This is a genomic window from Rhizobium sp. BR 317 (genome assembly GCF_047445835.1).
Lineage (GTDB): Bacteria > Pseudomonadota > Alphaproteobacteria > Rhizobiales > Rhizobiaceae > Rhizobium > Rhizobium paranaense.
This window is the reverse complement of record NZ_JARWLB010000013.1, coordinates 110800-125000: the sequence shown is the minus strand read 5'-3', so window position 1 is coordinate 125000 and position 14201 is coordinate 110800. Positions and strand designations below refer to the sequence as shown.

Genomic DNA, 14201 nt, shown 5'->3' with positions numbered 1-14201 from the left:
AGAAAGCGTAACAGCTCACTGGTCTAGTCAAGGGTCTTTGCGCCGAAAATGTAACGGGGCTAAAGCCATGCACCGAAGCTGAGGATTCCTCTTTGAGGAGTGGTAGCGGAGCGTTCCGTAAGCCAGTGAAGGGACAGCCGTGAGGCATCCTGGAGGTATCGGAAGTGCGAATGTTGACATGAGTAACGATAAAGAGGGTGAGAGACCCTCTCGCCGAAAGACCAAGGGTTCCTGCTTAAAGTTAATCTGAGCAGGGTTAGCCGGCCCCTAAGACGAGGCGGACACGCGTAGTCGATGGGAACCACGTTAATATTCGTGGGCCTGGTGGTAGTGACGGATTGCTCAACTTGTAAGGTCTTATTGGATTGATCTTGCAGGGACGCGGTTCCAGGAAATAGCTCCACCGTATAGACCGTACCCGAAACCGACACAGGTGGTCAGGTAGAGTATACCAAGGCGCTTGAGAGAACTATGTTGAAGGAACTCGGCAAATTGCACGCGTAACTTCGGAAGAAGCGTGACCCTTATGTGCGCAAGCATGTGAGGGTGGCACAGACCAGGGGGTAGCGACTGTTTACCAAAAACACAGGGCTCTGCGAAGTCGCAAGACGACGTATAGGGTCTGACGCCTGCCCGGTGCTGGAAGGTTAAGAGGAGGGGTGCAAGCTCTGAATCGAAGCCCCAGTAAACGGCGGCCGTAACTATAACGGTCCTAAGGTAGCGAAATTCCTTGTCGGGTAAGTTCCGACCTGCACGAATGGCGTAACGACTTCCCCGCTGTCTCCAACATAGACTCAGTGAAATTGAATTCCCCGTGAAGATGCGGGGTTCCTGCGGTCAGACGGAAAGACCCCGTGCACCTTTACTATAGCTTTACACTGGCATTCGTGTCGGCATGTGTAGGATAGGTGGTAGGCTTTGAAGCAGGGACGCCAGTTCTTGTGGAGCCATCCTTGAAATACCACCCTTATCGTCATGGATGTCTAACCGCGGTCCGTCATCCGGATCCGGGACAGTGTATGGTGGGTAGTTTGACTGGGGCGGTCGCCTCCGAAAGAGTAACGGAGGCGCGCGATGGTGGGCTCAGACCGGTCGGAAATCGGTCGTCGAGTGCAATGGCATAAGCCCGCCTGACTGCGAGACTGACAAGTCGAGCAGAGACGAAAGTCGGTCATAGTGATCCGGTGGTCCCGCGTGGAAGGGCCATCGCTCAACGGATAAAAGGTACGCCGGGGATAACAGGCTGATGACCCCCAAGAGTCCATATCGACGGGGTTGTTTGGCACCTCGATGTCGGCTCATCGCATCCTGGGGCTGGAGCAGGTCCCAAGGGTTTGGCTGTTCGCCAATTAAAGCGGTACGTGAGCTGGGTTCAGAACGTCGTGAGACAGTTCGGTCCCTATCTGCCGTGGGTGTAGGAATATTGACAGGATCTGTCCCTAGTACGAGAGGACCGGGATGGACATATCTCTGGTGGACCTGTTGTCCTGCCAAGGGCATAGCAGGGTAGCTATATATGGAATGGATAACCGCTGAAGGCATCTAAGCGGGAAACCAACCTGAAAACGAGTGTTCCCTATCAGAGCCGTGGTAGACGACCACGTTGATAGGCCGGGTGTGGAAGTGCGGCAACGCATGAAGCTTACCGGTACTAATAGCTCGATTGGCTTGATCGTTCCCATTGCTCATGCTCATCAGACGAACGTAAACGTTCATCTGCAATGAGTTTTGTCCTCACGCATGTACGGGTCTTCGACCCTATGCTGCGGACGGCGCGCCGGACTGCCGGCGACGCGCTCTGCGCTTGCGGACTTTGTCCGAAAACGCATCCAACGACGTGTTTAAAAAATCCAGCTTCTCATTCAAAGTTGCGCTTTGCCGACCTGGTGGTTATGGCGGGGTGGCTGCACCCGTTCCCTTTCCGAACACGGCCGTGAAACGCCCCTGCGCCCATGGTACTTCGTCTTAAGACGCGGGAGAGTAGGTCGCTGCCAGGTCTGCCAATCGCAACTTCCGAGCAAACCCAATAGGGTTTGTCCGATTACAATCTTCTCTGATCAACAAACGGCCTAGCCGTGTTACAATAGGCCGCTAACAAGCGGCCTTTGTCGCTTCTGGAAATACGACTTCGAGACCCAAATACAGTTGTCTCGAAAACAGGTGTGCTCCAAAAGGTGCCCACCTAACACGGACAAATCCTCCGGATTTGCTCGGATGACGCAAGCCGTAAGGCTTGCTGCGTCGAGACGAACTGCAAAGCAGTTCGCTCGAGGGCGGACAAACCGCAAGCGGTTTGCTCGGATGGCGCGGGGTGGAGCAGCCCGGTAGCTCGTCAGGCTCATAACCTGAAGGCCGCAGGTTCAAATCCTGCCCCCGCAACCAATCCAGCTTCCTTCCACACAACAAAGCCGCCAAAGATCACACACAAAGCCCCACACGGGGCTTTCTGCGTTTTTAGGATGCCGTCGCGGCGACGATATCAAATGGCCCTCGCCAACATAAAGACGCGCATACAGCCCAGACACCMAGCGCGCAGTCAGGCTGCTTGCCCGTCTGGCAAACCCAGCCAATACCTAGAGGCGCCGCCTCGAGTTCGTTTCGGCCAAGATTGCCAATCATCCGATATAGCCAACCTACACTTTGGCATCGTGTGGCCAATGCTTCCGTTCGATAGGCTCGCGCGCCGGCTTGGCGCATTCTCCCCGGCATTGGTCACGACCACTGCAAGAGCAATTTCTAAATCGGAAATCGGGAGACTGGACATGAAAATCGTTATTATCGGTGGCACAGGCCTTATCGGTTCAAAGACGGCGGAGCGGCTGCGCAAGAAGGGTCACGAAGTGATCGCTGCCTCGCCGAATACCGGGGTGAATACCATCACCGGAGAGGGATTGGCGGCAGCTCTTGCCGGCGCACAGGTCGTACTTGACCTGGCGAATTCGCCATCCTTCGAGGATAAGGCCGTCCTGGAGTTTTTCGAAACCTCCGGCCGAAACCTGCTTGCCGCGGAAAAAGCCGCCGGGGTGAAGCACCATATCGCGCTCTCGGTCGTCGGCACTGAGCGCCTGCCGAAAAGCGGCTATTTGCGCGCCAAGATGGCCCAAGAGAATTTGATCAGGGCTTCCAAGATCCCCTATACCATCGTTCACTCGACGCAGTTCTTCGAGTTCTTGGGCGGGATCGCTCAATCGGCAACGGTCGGCGACACCGTGCACCTGCCGGCCGTCAATTTTCAGCCCATCGCCTCGGACGATGTTGCTGATGTCATGGCGGATGTGGCGCTGGCCCCGCCGGTGAACGGTATCGTCTATATTGCCGGGCCTGAACGTGGGCGCTTCACCGACATTGTCGGGCGGTTCCTGAAAGCGAGCAACGATCAGCGCAAGGTCGTAGGGGATCCGCACGCGCTCTATTTCGGTACGGAGTTGGATGACGGTTCGCTCGTTCCTCGGGAAGGGGACAAGCCACGCATAGGCGCTGTCCGTTTCGACACTTGGTTCAGCCAATCTGCCCGCAAGAACTGACAATCAGGATTGCCGAGGCCTGGTTGGTCGCCAGGCCGTCCGCTCTCCTCCATTCTCAAATTGGAGATTTCACATGATCAGGATATTCCTTGGTGCGCTGGCGCTGGCCGCCGCTTCCGTGACCACAGCAAACGCCCATGGCGACTCGGCCAAACTCGTCTACGAGCATGCGCTGCCGAACGTTCCCGGCAAGAGTATCAAAGCCGTGCTCGTCGAATATGAACCGGGCGGCACTTCGCCTGCTCATACGCATCCAGCCTCCGCTTTCATCTACGCAACGGTCCTTGAGGGATCGATCCGAAGCAAGGTCAATGACGGACCGGTAAAGGTCTATCGTGCCGGCGAAAGCTTTTCAGAGTTCCCGGGCGATCATCACGGTATCAGCGAGAATGGTAGCAAGACGAAGCCTGCTCGCCTGCTTGCCGTGTTCGTTGTCGACACCAACGAGACCAACCTGACGACCTACGAGAAATGAGTTCGATCATCTCGCGGCAAGCCTCCCACTAACATTTGCCGCATCTCGAAGTGGCGTCGCGTCGCGGCGTCACTTCGATCGAGCTCTTCGGCTATGGGGATCGGCGGCCTGCGGCGAATGAGGGCAGGCATTGAATTCGGCAGCCGAAGCCGCGAGCGAAACATCTATTGCCCCGGCAGTCGGCCGTTGGGCACCGACAGGAGGCGATGATGCGCATCGAACGGCTCTACACAATGACATCGGCTCGCCTGATGGTGATCGATATCAACGCCACGCTGCAGGCTGCCGCTCTTTCGCTTTCCAATCCTGGGATAGGATTGGCCGTCGTCAGCGGCGAGAACGGGAAAGCAACCGGCGTGCTCAGCAAGTCCGACCTTATTCGCCACCTTACGGATCGAGAGCCGGAGGCCTCGGTGGTGACGCTCATGAGCAGGAATATCGTCTCCTGCGATCCCAATGATGAGCTCCTGGCTGTCTGGCAGATCATGGTGGTGCAGCGTCTTCAAAACATGCCGGTACTCGGTACGGATTCGAAGCCTCTTGGCGTTCTCGATATCCGCGATGCGATGAAGGTGCTCTTTGAACAGGAACAGCTCCAGGAGCATATGCTGGCGGATTACATAGCGGGAACGGGCTACAGGTAAGTGGCAACGGCCTGAGATCGGCCTCTCGATATTCAATCATTATCAATGTTGCCGCCGCCGAGAGATGATCATCATGCTGCAGGCATATCTTGACGGACTCGCGCGCGCTTCTCTGGCATGGCTGATCATTCTCGAGCTGGCTGGAATAGTCGTATGGCACTTGATCCCGCGTTGGCGGGCGAACCTCCGGCTTGTCGTAGAGATTGCCTTCTTTGCCGCGATGACCGCCGTTCTTGTCTACAGCGATATCTCGCCCAGCCGGTTTCAAGGTTACGGTCTTGAAGATGCTCATGCCTTTGTCGTCATCATGGCGAAGCTGCTGTGGTGGCTTCATCTCGCATGGGCCATCATCGGCTTCGTACGCATTTATCTGGTTCTCGAAGGCAAGCCACGCGAAGCTCACCTTCTGCAGGATATCGTCGTCGGGCTGGTCTACCTTTGTGTCACGTTGTCCGCTCTGGCCTTCGTGTTTGGCATTCCGATCGGAACGCTGGTCGCCACGTCCGGCGTGATTGCAATCGTCCTTGGTTTGGCACTCCAAAACACCCTGGGGGATGTTTTCTCGGGCATCGCTCTCACGCTCGGCCGCAGCTACTCCTTGGGCGACTGGATTCTGCTTGCGGACGGGACGGAAGGGCGTGTCATTGCCAGCACATGGCGGTCGACGCAGGTTCTGACCGGAGCGAACAATGTCGTCGCTCTGCCCAACAGCGTGCTTGCCAAGCTCGGACTGACGAATATCAGCCAGCCCGATGAAACGCATCTCCTCAAAATGACGGTGCGAGTCGCGCCGACGCGAATGCCCTCCATCGTCGAGGACGTTATGCACGCGGTCTTGGCCGGCTGTAACTCGATCGTTAGGGAGCCGCCCCCGCAGGTAGCGCTGAAGAACTTGGATGCCGTTGCCCTGGAAGTTGAGCTGCAGTTCTCGGTAAAGAACCCATCGCTGCGGACGAAAGCCCGAAATGAAGTGATGGACCTGTTTTATCGCCACTGCAAATCCGCCGGATTACTGCTGGCGATGCCACCATCAGCTATCGCGCTGATGACCGAACCGCCCACGGAAGAGCGCGCCAAGCCGCCCGAGATCACGCCGCTTGCCCTCATTGAAGCGATTCCCATTTTCGTTGGCCTGACGGGGTCCGAGAAGGAGCTCCTCGCCGGATCATGTGCGGTCCGCGAATATCAGAAGAATGATGTCATCGTTCATCAGGGAGAAATGCTGGCTTCCATGATGATCATCCGCGCCGGCATCGTCGCAATGCGTCATGGCGAGCAGGAACAGAGACGGCTGTCGCCAGGGGATTTCTTCGGCGAGAGCGGTTTGCTCGCGGGAATGGGCGAAGTCTGCACGCTGCAGGCGCTCACGCGCGTCACTGTCTACGAAATCGATCAGCAGAGTTTTGCGCCCCTGCTCGACGCGCGCCCGGCCATGGCGGAGGAAATAGCCGCAAGACTTTCCGCCCGCGCCGATCACGTTCGCCATCTGCCCCTCTCGACAAAGGGGGGAGAGGAACGGAGCGCCCGCGCCTTCCTGAAGGCGATGCGGACGATCTTCCGCAGCTAGCAATTATTGCGCCGCTATTGGCGACGGGGTGTGCAACGAAAAGTCGCCCTTGCAGGGCCACCGGCATGTGTGGCGGCTTCCTGGGCTGGCTTGGCTGTTCTCTCTATGCCCAGCCCTTATCGCGTGCCGGTCAATTTGGAGAATGGTGGAAGTCCGGCTCTTTTACCGAGACTCGGCTCTTTCCCTCTGAATCTGATGAGGATTTCCTCGCCGTCCACGGAGGCCCGTGTTCTCTCAAGATCTTCCCGTTCGGCGGCAGCCTGATTCCAATGTTCCTGATCGCGGCCGTCGGGACGGCCAGCTTCTTCCCACAAAGAATATGCACGTTTTTTGATCCACTCATGTGCCTGTTCAGTCGGCATTATGGTCTCCTCCAGATCAAGGAACGTTTTTAGGAAATTTTTGTCTCGATGAATGTGTGCCGGCGGACGCCAACATTTTGTGGGAATTTTCAGGCGCCCTCGACCACGGACGGAAAACCAACATTTGAAGGGAATGTTCCCGGCTTCTGATAAAAATTATAGGCGCCGCGGATCGGCGCATCAGAAACGCTCGCTAAGCTCCCTCGTGGGGACGATGACAAGCATGGTGGAGGCCTCGATCGGTGTCTTCACGCTGTTCGAATGCGCGAGGTTTCCGCGATCACTACCGCCAAGCTCTTGACGCTCGAAGGATGCTTCACAATTATCCATTTAGTTACTAGCGTCGCGCTTGGTTCGTGTCTCCAAGGGACATCGCGTTGGCGAAGCTGACATATTGATATCCCTGGAACCAAGCGGAGGAGGCGATGGTTACCGCCATTGATGTCAAAGCCGCAAGAATGTCGCTGGCATTTTCGACACTGGGCTGTGCGGAGTTGGAACTGGACGAGGTGCTCGCTCTGGCAGCACGCCACGGCCTCGACGCGATCGAAATTCGCGCGCTCGGCGGCATGATCGATCTGCCGTCCTATTTTGCCGAACGCTTCGGCACTCCGGCCGGCCTTGTCCATGCCCTGGAGCGTTCCCCGGTGGCCGTTTGCGCGCTGAACACATCGATGCGTCTCGTTGGCGCTACGCCGCAAGCGAAGGAAGAGTTCCTGCGCTATCTTCCATGGGCCGAAGCGGCCGGCATAAAGGCGCTGCGCGTTTTCGATGGCGGCAGCACCGGCGATACCGGCGAACTGTCCGAGGCACTGTCGACGCTGGAATGGTGGCGCGAGACCGCCAGCCGCGAGGGTTTTGCCGCCGATATCATGGTGGAGACACACGACTTTCTGGCGCACCCGGACGCGCTCGGCCGTTTTCTGGAAGCGGCACCCGATTGCGCCCTGCTCTGGGACACGCATCACACCTGGCGCAAAGGCGGACAAGATCCTGCGGAGACCTGGAAGCAAGTACGCCAGAACGTCAGGCATCTGCATGTGAAGGATAGCATCTCGAAGGCGAGCGGAAAGCTGCCATATACCTACGCGCTCCCGGGCGCCGGCGAGTTTCCTATGCCGGCGCTGCTCTCCGCATTGGCTGCCGATTGCTATGATGGCGTCATGAGTCTCGAATGGGAGCGGCTGTGGCATGCAGATCTTGCGCCGCTCGATCATGCCTTGCGGGAGGCAAGGCAAGCGAACTGGTGGCCGCAGCCCGATTAAAGCGGCCCCAGAGGTGATTCGCTGGTATTTGTTGCGGGCCCCGCCGGAAGAACTTACGTGCCCGACGCATCCCTCAATATAGCGCCCGATGGTTTGTGGCCGGAGATTGTTGCCGCTCGCTTCGGCAATAATTGAATTAGTAACTCAAAAAAATCGCATCAATTGAATGTTTGATGATACTAGTTTACATATTAGGAATATATTGATTCTAAATATGCTGTCGCCTTGACGCGACATATTCTGCTTGCGGAAGGGAAACTCTAGTTACCTTGAGTTAGAGGGCGTCTCACAGATGGAAAAGGCGGCTTTTGGGCACCAGAAATCCCATGCTCCCAGCCTGTTTGCGTCATTTTCACACGTCGGCCTTTCTTTCCAAATTTCGGTTTGCTGCTCATCTTGCAGCCGTTGGAGGCTTGATKAGCGGTAGAGGAAACCGGACTGACAAGGGGCATAATGCCCTGATTTTGAAGGCAATCGCCAAGGGCGGCCTGAGCTTTGTCGTACAGCCGATCCATGACGTCAAAAACATCGAAGAGATTCTTTATGCCGAGTGCCTGGCGCGCGTAACGGATGCCGAAGGCGTCGTTCACACAGCTGGCGCCTTCGTGCCGCAGTTGGAACGATTGGTCGGCCGCTTCGACCTCGATTTCCGTATGCTGGACATGATTCTGGCGGCCTTGACGGCGGATACGACACTGACACTCGGCTGCAATCTATCCGCAGCCACGTTGTCGGCGCCGGATCAATTTGCCGATATCTTCAGCCGAATCAGCCAACAGCCCGAACTCGCCTCCCGGCTTATCGTTGAAATTACCGAGACTTATCCGCCGGTCGGTGCCGCCATCGAACGATTGAAAATGATACGTGCACTCGGTTGCCGCATCGCGATCGACGATTTTGGCACCGGCTTTGCGACGCCAGCGCACCTGCTGCAGGTCTCGGCCGATATCATCAAAGTCGATGCGTCTTTTGTCCGCGATATCAGGCCAGGCCCGGATGGCCGCGACAGCCTCTATCATCTGGTCGGCTTTGCATCCTGCCTTGCTCCCATGGTCATTGTCGAGGGAATCGAAACCGAGGCGCAATTGGAGGCGGCGCGCACGAGCGGCGCGACGCATGTGCAAGGTTTTCTTCTGTCCAGGCCCGTGGCGCTTCAGCAGCTTCCACAGACCAAGGGCAAATTCGGCCTGCGGGAGGTTGGATGAATATTCCATCCCTCGTCCCACAAAACTGCGCGGCAAAACGAACCGACGGCTTGGAGTTCATCGGCGGGAAAAGCGGCTTGCCTGCCTTTCTTTCCGCCTCAATCGCGGAGGTGACGGTATGATCAAATATCCTTCCTTCCATCGGGATTATGATGTCTCCGCTGCCTCCACAGCACAGGATGTGCAGGCGCAAGTGCGGCTTAATCTGCTGTTCGAGGAGTTGCAGGGCCTGTTCCCCGGCGCTTCCTACATTGGTAGCGGATTGCCGTTCGCCCTTGTGGGCGGAGAGGACCCGCATATCGTCATTCGCAACGTGTTGGGAGATGTCTCCGGACGGGTCACGATCGACGCCGAAAACGGCCTTTATGTCTTTTGTGAACTCGACCGTGCCGCCGGCATCGTGCTGGCGACGGCGAGCGAAGAGCGGCTGATCGATGAGATCGTCGCACATCTCTCCGCCTGCGATGACAGCCTGGCGCCGCACACGGTGAACACCGCCGTCGGTGTTCTCGTCGGCCAGACCGTGGAGGATGTCGAGCGCAGGCTGATCCTTCAGACCCTGCGTCACTGCAACGGCAATCCAACCTATGCCGCCTTCATGCTCGGCATTCCCCTTATCGTCCTATGTACCAAGCTGGCCACCTATTTTGCCGATCCTGCAAAGGACTTTGCAGACGCCGCAGAGGATTTTGCAGATGCGGCCGGCCATGCCGAGCCCGTGGAGAAAGACCGACAATGAGCAGGCGTCCTCATCCAGGGATGCCGAAGATGCCGCAAACCAAAACCTGTGGAGTTTGAACCAATGCAAGATTCACGAATGGGTTTGTACATGAAGCAATCACGCGAGGCGGCTCACACCAGGCCACACGAGATCCGGGAAACGATGATGGACGCTTTCAGCAGCAGAAGAGACCAGCCCCAGCCGCAAATGCATGTTCTGTTTGATGGCTGTGTGAAGATTGTTTCGGCCTATGTCAGCCACAATCCCATTCTTGTCGGCAACCTTCCGAAGTTGATCGCGGATGTGCATGAAGCGTTGCAGGCTTTGGATGGATCCGCGCCTCCGCTGGAGCAAACCAGGCCGGTTCCCGCCGTCGATCTCAAGAAGTCGGTGACGAACGACTACATCATCTGCCTTGAAGATGGAAAACGCTTCAAGACGCTCAAACGGCACCTGCGCGTCCACTACGGCATGACGCCTGAGGAATATCGGGCAAAATGGGGTCTTGCTCCCAACTATCCGATGGTCGCCCAGAACTATGCGAACCGCCGTTCGGAACTCGCCAAACTCTCCGGCCTCGGCGCCAACGGTAACAAGCCGCAAGAATAATGGCGCCCTTGGGGAAGGGCGCCATCAACCTCCAGCGATATTTGCCGGCTAAACGACAGCCKGCTCGATAACTTGTGACGCCAGTTAGAAGACCTGGCGAAGCACGATGAAGAGCACGAAGGCAAGCGCGATCGAGGCCGGCAGGGTCAAGATCCAGGCCATCAGCATGTTGCGAACGGTGGACCATTGCAGGCCCGAACCGTTGGCGGCCATGGTGCCGGCGACGCCGGAGGATAGGACGTGCGTCGTCGAAACCGGCAGGCCGAGATGGTCGGCCGCACCGATCGTCAGCATGGCGACGACTTCGGCGGCTGCACCCTGGCCATACGTCAGGTGGGTCTTGCCGATCTTTTCGCCGACGGTGACGACGATGCGCTTCCAGCCGACCATGGTGCCAAGGCCGAGTGCCAGCGCCACGGCAACCTTCACCCAAAGCGGGATGAACTTGGTCGCGTGATCGACGGCGGCGTGATAGTTGGTCACGGCTTTCAGGTCGTCGGCGCTCATCGGCAGCAGCTTCTGCTTGTCGATCAGCTTCAGCGATTCACCGATCAGATAGATGTCGTTACGAACGTTGCCGACGAGGCCGTTCGGCAACTTTTCGACGCTCGGATAAGCGGCGATCTCGACGCTCGTGGCGTGGATATAGGCCTGCAGTGCCGGGGTGGTTGCGTCCGTCCAGGTCTTGCTCTTCACGGCATCGCTGACGACAGCCTTCGGGTCCGCAGGCGTGGCAACGCCGGGCTTCACATACTTGCCGAGGACAGTTTCGACCTGCGTCGAGGCTGCCTTGTAGGCATCGAGGTAGTTGATATCGGGTGTCCGGTTCAGCGCGAAAGCGGTCGGTACGAGGCCGATGAGGATGAGCATGATCAGACCCATGCCCTTCTGGCCGTCATTCGAACCGTGGGCGAAGCTGACGCCGGTGCAGGTGAAGATCAGCAGAACGCGAATCCACAGCGGAGGCGGCGCATTGCCCTTCGGCGCTTCATAGAGGTCCTTGTTGCGGATCAGAACTTTGGAAACCAGCAACAACAGCGCAGCGAGGCAGAAACCGATGATCGGCGACAGCAGCAGCGACAAGCCGACATTGCTTGCCTGCGACCAGTCGACACCGCTCGTGGCGGAACCGGCAGGGGCGAGGAACTGATTGGCAAGACCGACGCCGATGATGGAGCCGACGAGCGTGTGCGAGCTCGATGCCGGCAAGCCGAGATACCAGGTGCCGAGATTCCATACGATGGCGGCGGTCAACAGGGCGAAGACCATGGCGAGGCCGGAGCCGGAGCCGACCTGCAGGATCAGTTCGACGGGCAACAGCGCCAGGATGCCGAAGGCGACGGCACCGGAAGAGGTCAGCACGCCGAGGAAATTGAAGAAGCCCGACCAGATAACGGCAAACTCAGCCGGCAGCGAGCGGGTGTAGATGACGGTTGCGACCGCATTGGCGGTGTCATGGAAACCGTTGACGAATTCGAAGCCGAGCGCGATCAGCAGCGCCAATCCGAGCAGGATCCACGGAACCGCGGCAGCATTGGCAAGATCGCTGCCAAGGGCATAGCCAACATAGGCAAGGCCGCCAAGTACAACGATGCCGAAGATCGGCAGAAACCATTTAGCGGAACCGCCCGCGCCGTGAATAGGGTGATTGCTACCCTCAGTATTGCTTGAAACGACGTCGACCATCTCAAACTCCTTTATGACAAATAAAGTTGACCATTTAAGCGCGGTTGATGAACCTCTAATGACGCATAAAGAGATACTTATGCGGGTCATGGTTGTATCGTGCTTGCTCGCCGGCAGATGCGTTTCGCGTTAAGCGAAAGCTTATGGAAGGATCATCTCAACTTAACGTTCAACGTCTTGATTTCGCCGCGAAAATGCCTTTTTCGGTTCACCCGGCGTTCAGACGGCAGGGGTTTAAATCCGCTTGCAAGGGACTTGAAGAGAGGATCATCACGATGAGATTGTCCGTGATTGCCGTTGCTGCCGTCCTCGGCAGCCTTGTCGTATCTTCGGCAGAAGCGATGCCTATCGCTGCCGTTGGAACCGTAGCTAAAGCGCCGGTCGTAAACGTCGATTATGCCTGCGGCCGTGGCTGGCACTTGACGCCTCGCGGCGCATGCCGGCCGAACCGCTATGGACCGCCGCGCGGCTATGGCTGGGGATATTACAGAGCGCCACCGCCGCGCTGGGGTTGGTATGGCCATCGCCCCTATTATCGTGACGGCTGGGACGGTGGTTGGCGGGGCCGGCCGCGGGATTGGTGAAATCAGACACGTCGCCGTCCGGTGACGGCGGGTGCCGTCTACTAGAGCGGGGCAGCGATTCATGGAATCGCTTTTCCGCTCTATCTCTTTGTTTTTACGCATTCCAGACGGAAAACCGTTTCGCACGTTTCCTGGAATGCGCTAGTCGGCAACGACCGGCTTTATCCGCAGGAGCCGCGCGGTCCACCACAGCGCGGTCACTGCCGTCATCAGTGCCAGCATCGTCGCGGCAAGGCTTTTGCCGTGCAGAAAGATGCCGGCGAGCTGCGGCCGGACAAGGTCGGCCGTGTTGAAGCCCTCGCCACTGAAACGGCAGAGAACAAGCGATAGATTGTTGCGTACAAGCACGCCGTCGATTTCGGAGATGAGATCGCTGGCGGCCGCTTTTTCATCCTTCATCGTGCGCATCTGCAGCAGCGCCATCTTGGCCGCGGCGAGATAGGCATGCGAGCATTCGTTAAAGGGGCTGTCCTCATCCGCGACGCTTCCCGGCATGACGCCCCAAAGGCAATAGGCGCGCTGAATCTGTGCGAAGTTCAACACGCGACGGAACGCCTCGTCGGTGTCGGATGCCGATGAGGCAAGCGCAACGATACGCCCGTAGTAGGGGGCGATCACAGCCATCTCACCATGGCTCAGACTTGGTATAGGAATGCCCGCTTGGCTTCCCGACGAACCACCGGTATGCGCCTTCGCCTCTATTGGCAGGCTCAGGATGCAGATCAGGTAAAAGACCGACAATAGAATGGCTGGTTTCAGCAAGTGAGTCCCACGCATGAAGACATGCGGGGGACATATCAGGCTTGCCATTTCAGGCCCGGCGCATGGCCGTGCGGCCGTTGCGAACCTGCGGCAGATCGCGTTCGGCCCATGCCCCGAAGGCGAGGCCAAGCGTCGTCCATAGGATCGCGTGCATGCCGAGCGAAGAGATCCGGAATCGCCAGAGCACGACGGCGGAAAACTGCTCCGGCACCTCGTTGATCGCCGGCAGCAGGTATTGCACCAGGCCGATGAACACGATGTAGGCGATGCCGGCGAAGATCGCGCCGTTCCATGATCCGTAGCGCGCCGCCAACTGACGGGCGAGGGATACCGCGGCAACCATGGCGACGATGGAGGCCACGATCATCACGAAGAACAGCTCGGTCCTGGCGCCGATCGTATCCGGAGTGCCGATTGCCGGCGGATTGGCCGGATATTTGATGTCGGGAACCAACGAAATGGCGATAAAGGCGGCGATAGCCAGCAGGGCGGCAGTGCCGCGCGCGCCAAAGGGGCTGACACGGCCGTAGACATAGGCGAAGACCAGGGCAAAAAGCCCGCCGACCGCTGCGGCATAGATGATGATGCCGGTAAAGAGACCGAGGCCCGCCTGCGTGGCGCGGCTGACGATCTCCGGTTCCGGCATTTCACCTGCCGCCTGGGCAGCCTGCTCCTCAAACGCGATCGCTCGATCGACGAGCGGCTCGCCGAACGTATGCGCGAAGGCGAAAATGAGAATGCCAGCAAGCACTCCGACCAGCATGCCGCGGAGCAAAAGGCGTCCAACCATGAGCGTT

13 protein-coding genes, 1 tRNA gene, 2 rRNA genes and 1 pseudogene (1 of these 17 running past the window's edge) are annotated in these 14201 nt (G+C 58.0%); 13 read left to right on the top strand and 4 right to left on the bottom strand.

What is annotated here, in order from left to right:
- The 7 genes from QD357_RS20620 to QD357_RS20590 form a co-directional block, all read left to right on the top strand.
- A 23S ribosomal RNA gene (locus QD357_RS20620) occupies positions 1 to 1676 on the top strand (it extends 1238 nt beyond the left edge of the window).
- 206 nt (positions 1677 to 1882) lie between these two features.
- Positions 1883 to 1997 (top strand): 5S ribosomal RNA (rrf, locus tag QD357_RS20615).
- Between the two features lie 308 nt (positions 1998 to 2305).
- Positions 2306 to 2382: transfer RNA gene (locus QD357_RS20610), tRNA-Met, on the top strand.
- A 380-nt stretch (positions 2383 to 2762) separates the two neighbouring features.
- The gene (locus QD357_RS20605) at positions 2763 to 3524 is read left to right on the top strand and encodes an SDR family oxidoreductase (RefSeq protein ID WP_107106500.1); all 762 of its coding nucleotides are present in this window, start codon (positions 2763 to 2765) and stop codon (positions 3522 to 3524) included.
- Between the two features lie 73 nt (positions 3525 to 3597).
- Positions 3598 to 3999 carry a cupin domain-containing protein gene (locus QD357_RS20600; RefSeq protein ID WP_107106501.1) on the top strand — a complete coding sequence of 134 codons (402 nt, stop codon included), beginning with the start codon at positions 3598 to 3600 and terminating at the stop codon, positions 3997 to 3999.
- Between the two features lie 209 nt (positions 4000 to 4208).
- A complete protein-coding gene (locus QD357_RS20595; RefSeq protein ID WP_107106616.1) occupies positions 4209 to 4643 on the top strand; it encodes a CBS domain-containing protein in 435 nt (144 codons plus the stop codon).
- A 73-nt stretch (positions 4644 to 4716) separates the two neighbouring features.
- Positions 4717 to 6210: a cyclic nucleotide-binding domain-containing protein gene (locus QD357_RS20590; protein ID WP_107106617.1), complete on the top strand. Its 1494-nt coding sequence runs from the start codon at positions 4717 to 4719 to the stop codon at positions 6208 to 6210.
- A 116-nt stretch (positions 6211 to 6326) separates the two neighbouring features.
- Here the strand turns inward: QD357_RS20590 and QD357_RS20585 are convergent, their stop codons facing one another.
- A complete protein-coding gene (locus QD357_RS20585) occupies positions 6327 to 6572 on the bottom strand; it encodes a DUF2934 domain-containing protein (protein WP_107106502.1) in 246 nt (81 codons plus the stop codon).
- Positions 6573 to 6997: 425 nt separating this feature from the next.
- On the opposite strand from QD357_RS20585, the gene QD357_RS20580 reads away from it, so the two are divergent.
- The 5 genes and pseudogenes from QD357_RS20580 to QD357_RS20560 all read left to right on the top strand — a co-directional run bounded on the left by QD357_RS20580 (position 6998) and on the right by QD357_RS20560 (position 10372).
- The gene (locus QD357_RS20580; protein ID WP_245407396.1) at positions 6998 to 7837 is read left to right on the top strand and encodes a sugar phosphate isomerase/epimerase family protein; all 840 of its coding nucleotides are present in this window, start codon (positions 6998 to 7000) and stop codon (positions 7835 to 7837) included.
- 413 nt (positions 7838 to 8250) lie between these two features.
- A complete protein-coding gene (locus QD357_RS20575) occupies positions 8251 to 9042 on the top strand; it encodes an EAL domain-containing protein (protein ID WP_414124906.1) in 792 nt (263 codons plus the stop codon).
- On the top strand, positions 9039 to 9164 hold the full coding sequence (locus QD357_RS20570) for a hypothetical protein (protein ID WP_281397248.1): 126 nt from the start codon (positions 9039 to 9041) through the stop codon (positions 9162 to 9164). Before QD357_RS20575 ends, QD357_RS20570 begins: the two co-directional genes overlap by 4 nt.
- A 386-nt stretch (positions 9165 to 9550) precedes the next feature.
- Positions 9551 to 9781: pseudogene (locus QD357_RS20565) on the top strand (helix-turn-helix domain-containing protein); the annotation flags it as partial.
- A gap of 147 nt (positions 9782 to 9928) precedes the next feature.
- Complete coding sequence (locus tag QD357_RS20560) at positions 9929 to 10372, top strand: MucR family transcriptional regulator (protein WP_210203674.1); 444 nt, start codon at positions 9929 to 9931, stop codon at positions 10370 to 10372.
- 84 nt (positions 10373 to 10456) lie between these two features.
- Here QD357_RS20560 and QD357_RS20555 read toward each other — a convergent pair whose 3' ends face one another.
- Complete coding sequence (locus tag QD357_RS20555) at positions 10457 to 12058, bottom strand: inorganic phosphate transporter (RefSeq protein ID WP_107106504.1); 1602 nt, start codon at positions 12056 to 12058, stop codon at positions 10457 to 10459.
- Between the two features lie 275 nt (positions 12059 to 12333).
- Between QD357_RS20555 and QD357_RS20550 the strand changes: the two genes are divergently transcribed.
- Positions 12334 to 12642, top strand: coding sequence for a GCG_CRPN prefix-to-repeats domain-containing protein (locus tag QD357_RS20550; protein ID WP_107106505.1), 309 nt, complete (start codon positions 12334 to 12336; stop codon positions 12640 to 12642).
- Positions 12643 to 12783: 141 nt separating this feature from the next.
- Here the strand turns inward: QD357_RS20550 and QD357_RS20545 are convergent, their stop codons facing one another.
- Both QD357_RS20545 and QD357_RS20540 read right to left on the bottom strand, forming a co-directional pair.
- Positions 12784 to 13419: a hypothetical protein gene (locus QD357_RS20545; protein WP_107106506.1), complete on the bottom strand. Its 636-nt coding sequence runs from the start codon at positions 13417 to 13419 to the stop codon at positions 12784 to 12786.
- Between the two features lie 34 nt (positions 13420 to 13453).
- Positions 13454 to 14194, bottom strand: coding sequence for a CbtA family protein (locus QD357_RS20540; protein ID WP_107106507.1), 741 nt, complete (start codon positions 14192 to 14194; stop codon positions 13454 to 13456).
- Between the last annotated feature and the right edge of the window lie 7 nt (positions 14195 to 14201).

Bases quoted from the DNA above. Each gene is read 5' to 3' on its own strand.
- QD357_RS20605 (WP_107106500.1), top strand. From the start codon at position 2,763: ATGAAAATCGTTATTATCGGTGGCACAGGCCTTATCGGTTCAAAGACG.
- QD357_RS20600 (WP_107106501.1), top strand. From the start codon at position 3,598: ATGATCAGGATATTCCTTGGTGCGCTGGCGCTGGCCGCCGCTTCCGTG.
- QD357_RS20595 (WP_107106616.1), top strand. From the start codon at position 4,209: ATGCGCATCGAACGGCTCTACACAATGACATCGGCTCGCCTGATGGTG.
- QD357_RS20590 (WP_107106617.1), top strand. From the start codon at position 4,717: ATGCTGCAGGCATATCTTGACGGACTCGCGCGCGCTTCTCTGGCATGG.
- QD357_RS20585 (WP_107106502.1), bottom strand. From the start codon at position 6,572: ATGCCGACTGAACAGGCACATGAGTGGATCAAAAAACGTGCATATTCT.
- QD357_RS20580 (WP_245407396.1), top strand. From the start codon at position 6,998: ATGGTTACCGCCATTGATGTCAAAGCCGCAAGAATGTCGCTGGCATTT.
- QD357_RS20570 (WP_281397248.1), top strand. From the start codon at position 9,039: ATGAATATTCCATCCCTCGTCCCACAAAACTGCGCGGCAAAACGAACC.
- QD357_RS20560 (WP_210203674.1), top strand. From the start codon at position 9,929: ATGGACGCTTTCAGCAGCAGAAGAGACCAGCCCCAGCCGCAAATGCAT.
- QD357_RS20555 (WP_107106504.1), bottom strand. From the start codon at position 12,058: ATGGTCGACGTCGTTTCAAGCAATACTGAGGGTAGCAATCACCCTATT.
- QD357_RS20550 (WP_107106505.1), top strand. From the start codon at position 12,334: ATGAGATTGTCCGTGATTGCCGTTGCTGCCGTCCTCGGCAGCCTTGTC.
- QD357_RS20545 (WP_107106506.1), bottom strand. From the start codon at position 13,419: ATGCGTGGGACTCACTTGCTGAAACCAGCCATTCTATTGTCGGTCTTT.
- QD357_RS20540 (WP_107106507.1), bottom strand. From the start codon at position 14,194: ATGGTTGGACGCCTTTTGCTCCGCGGCATGCTGGTCGGAGTGCTTGCT.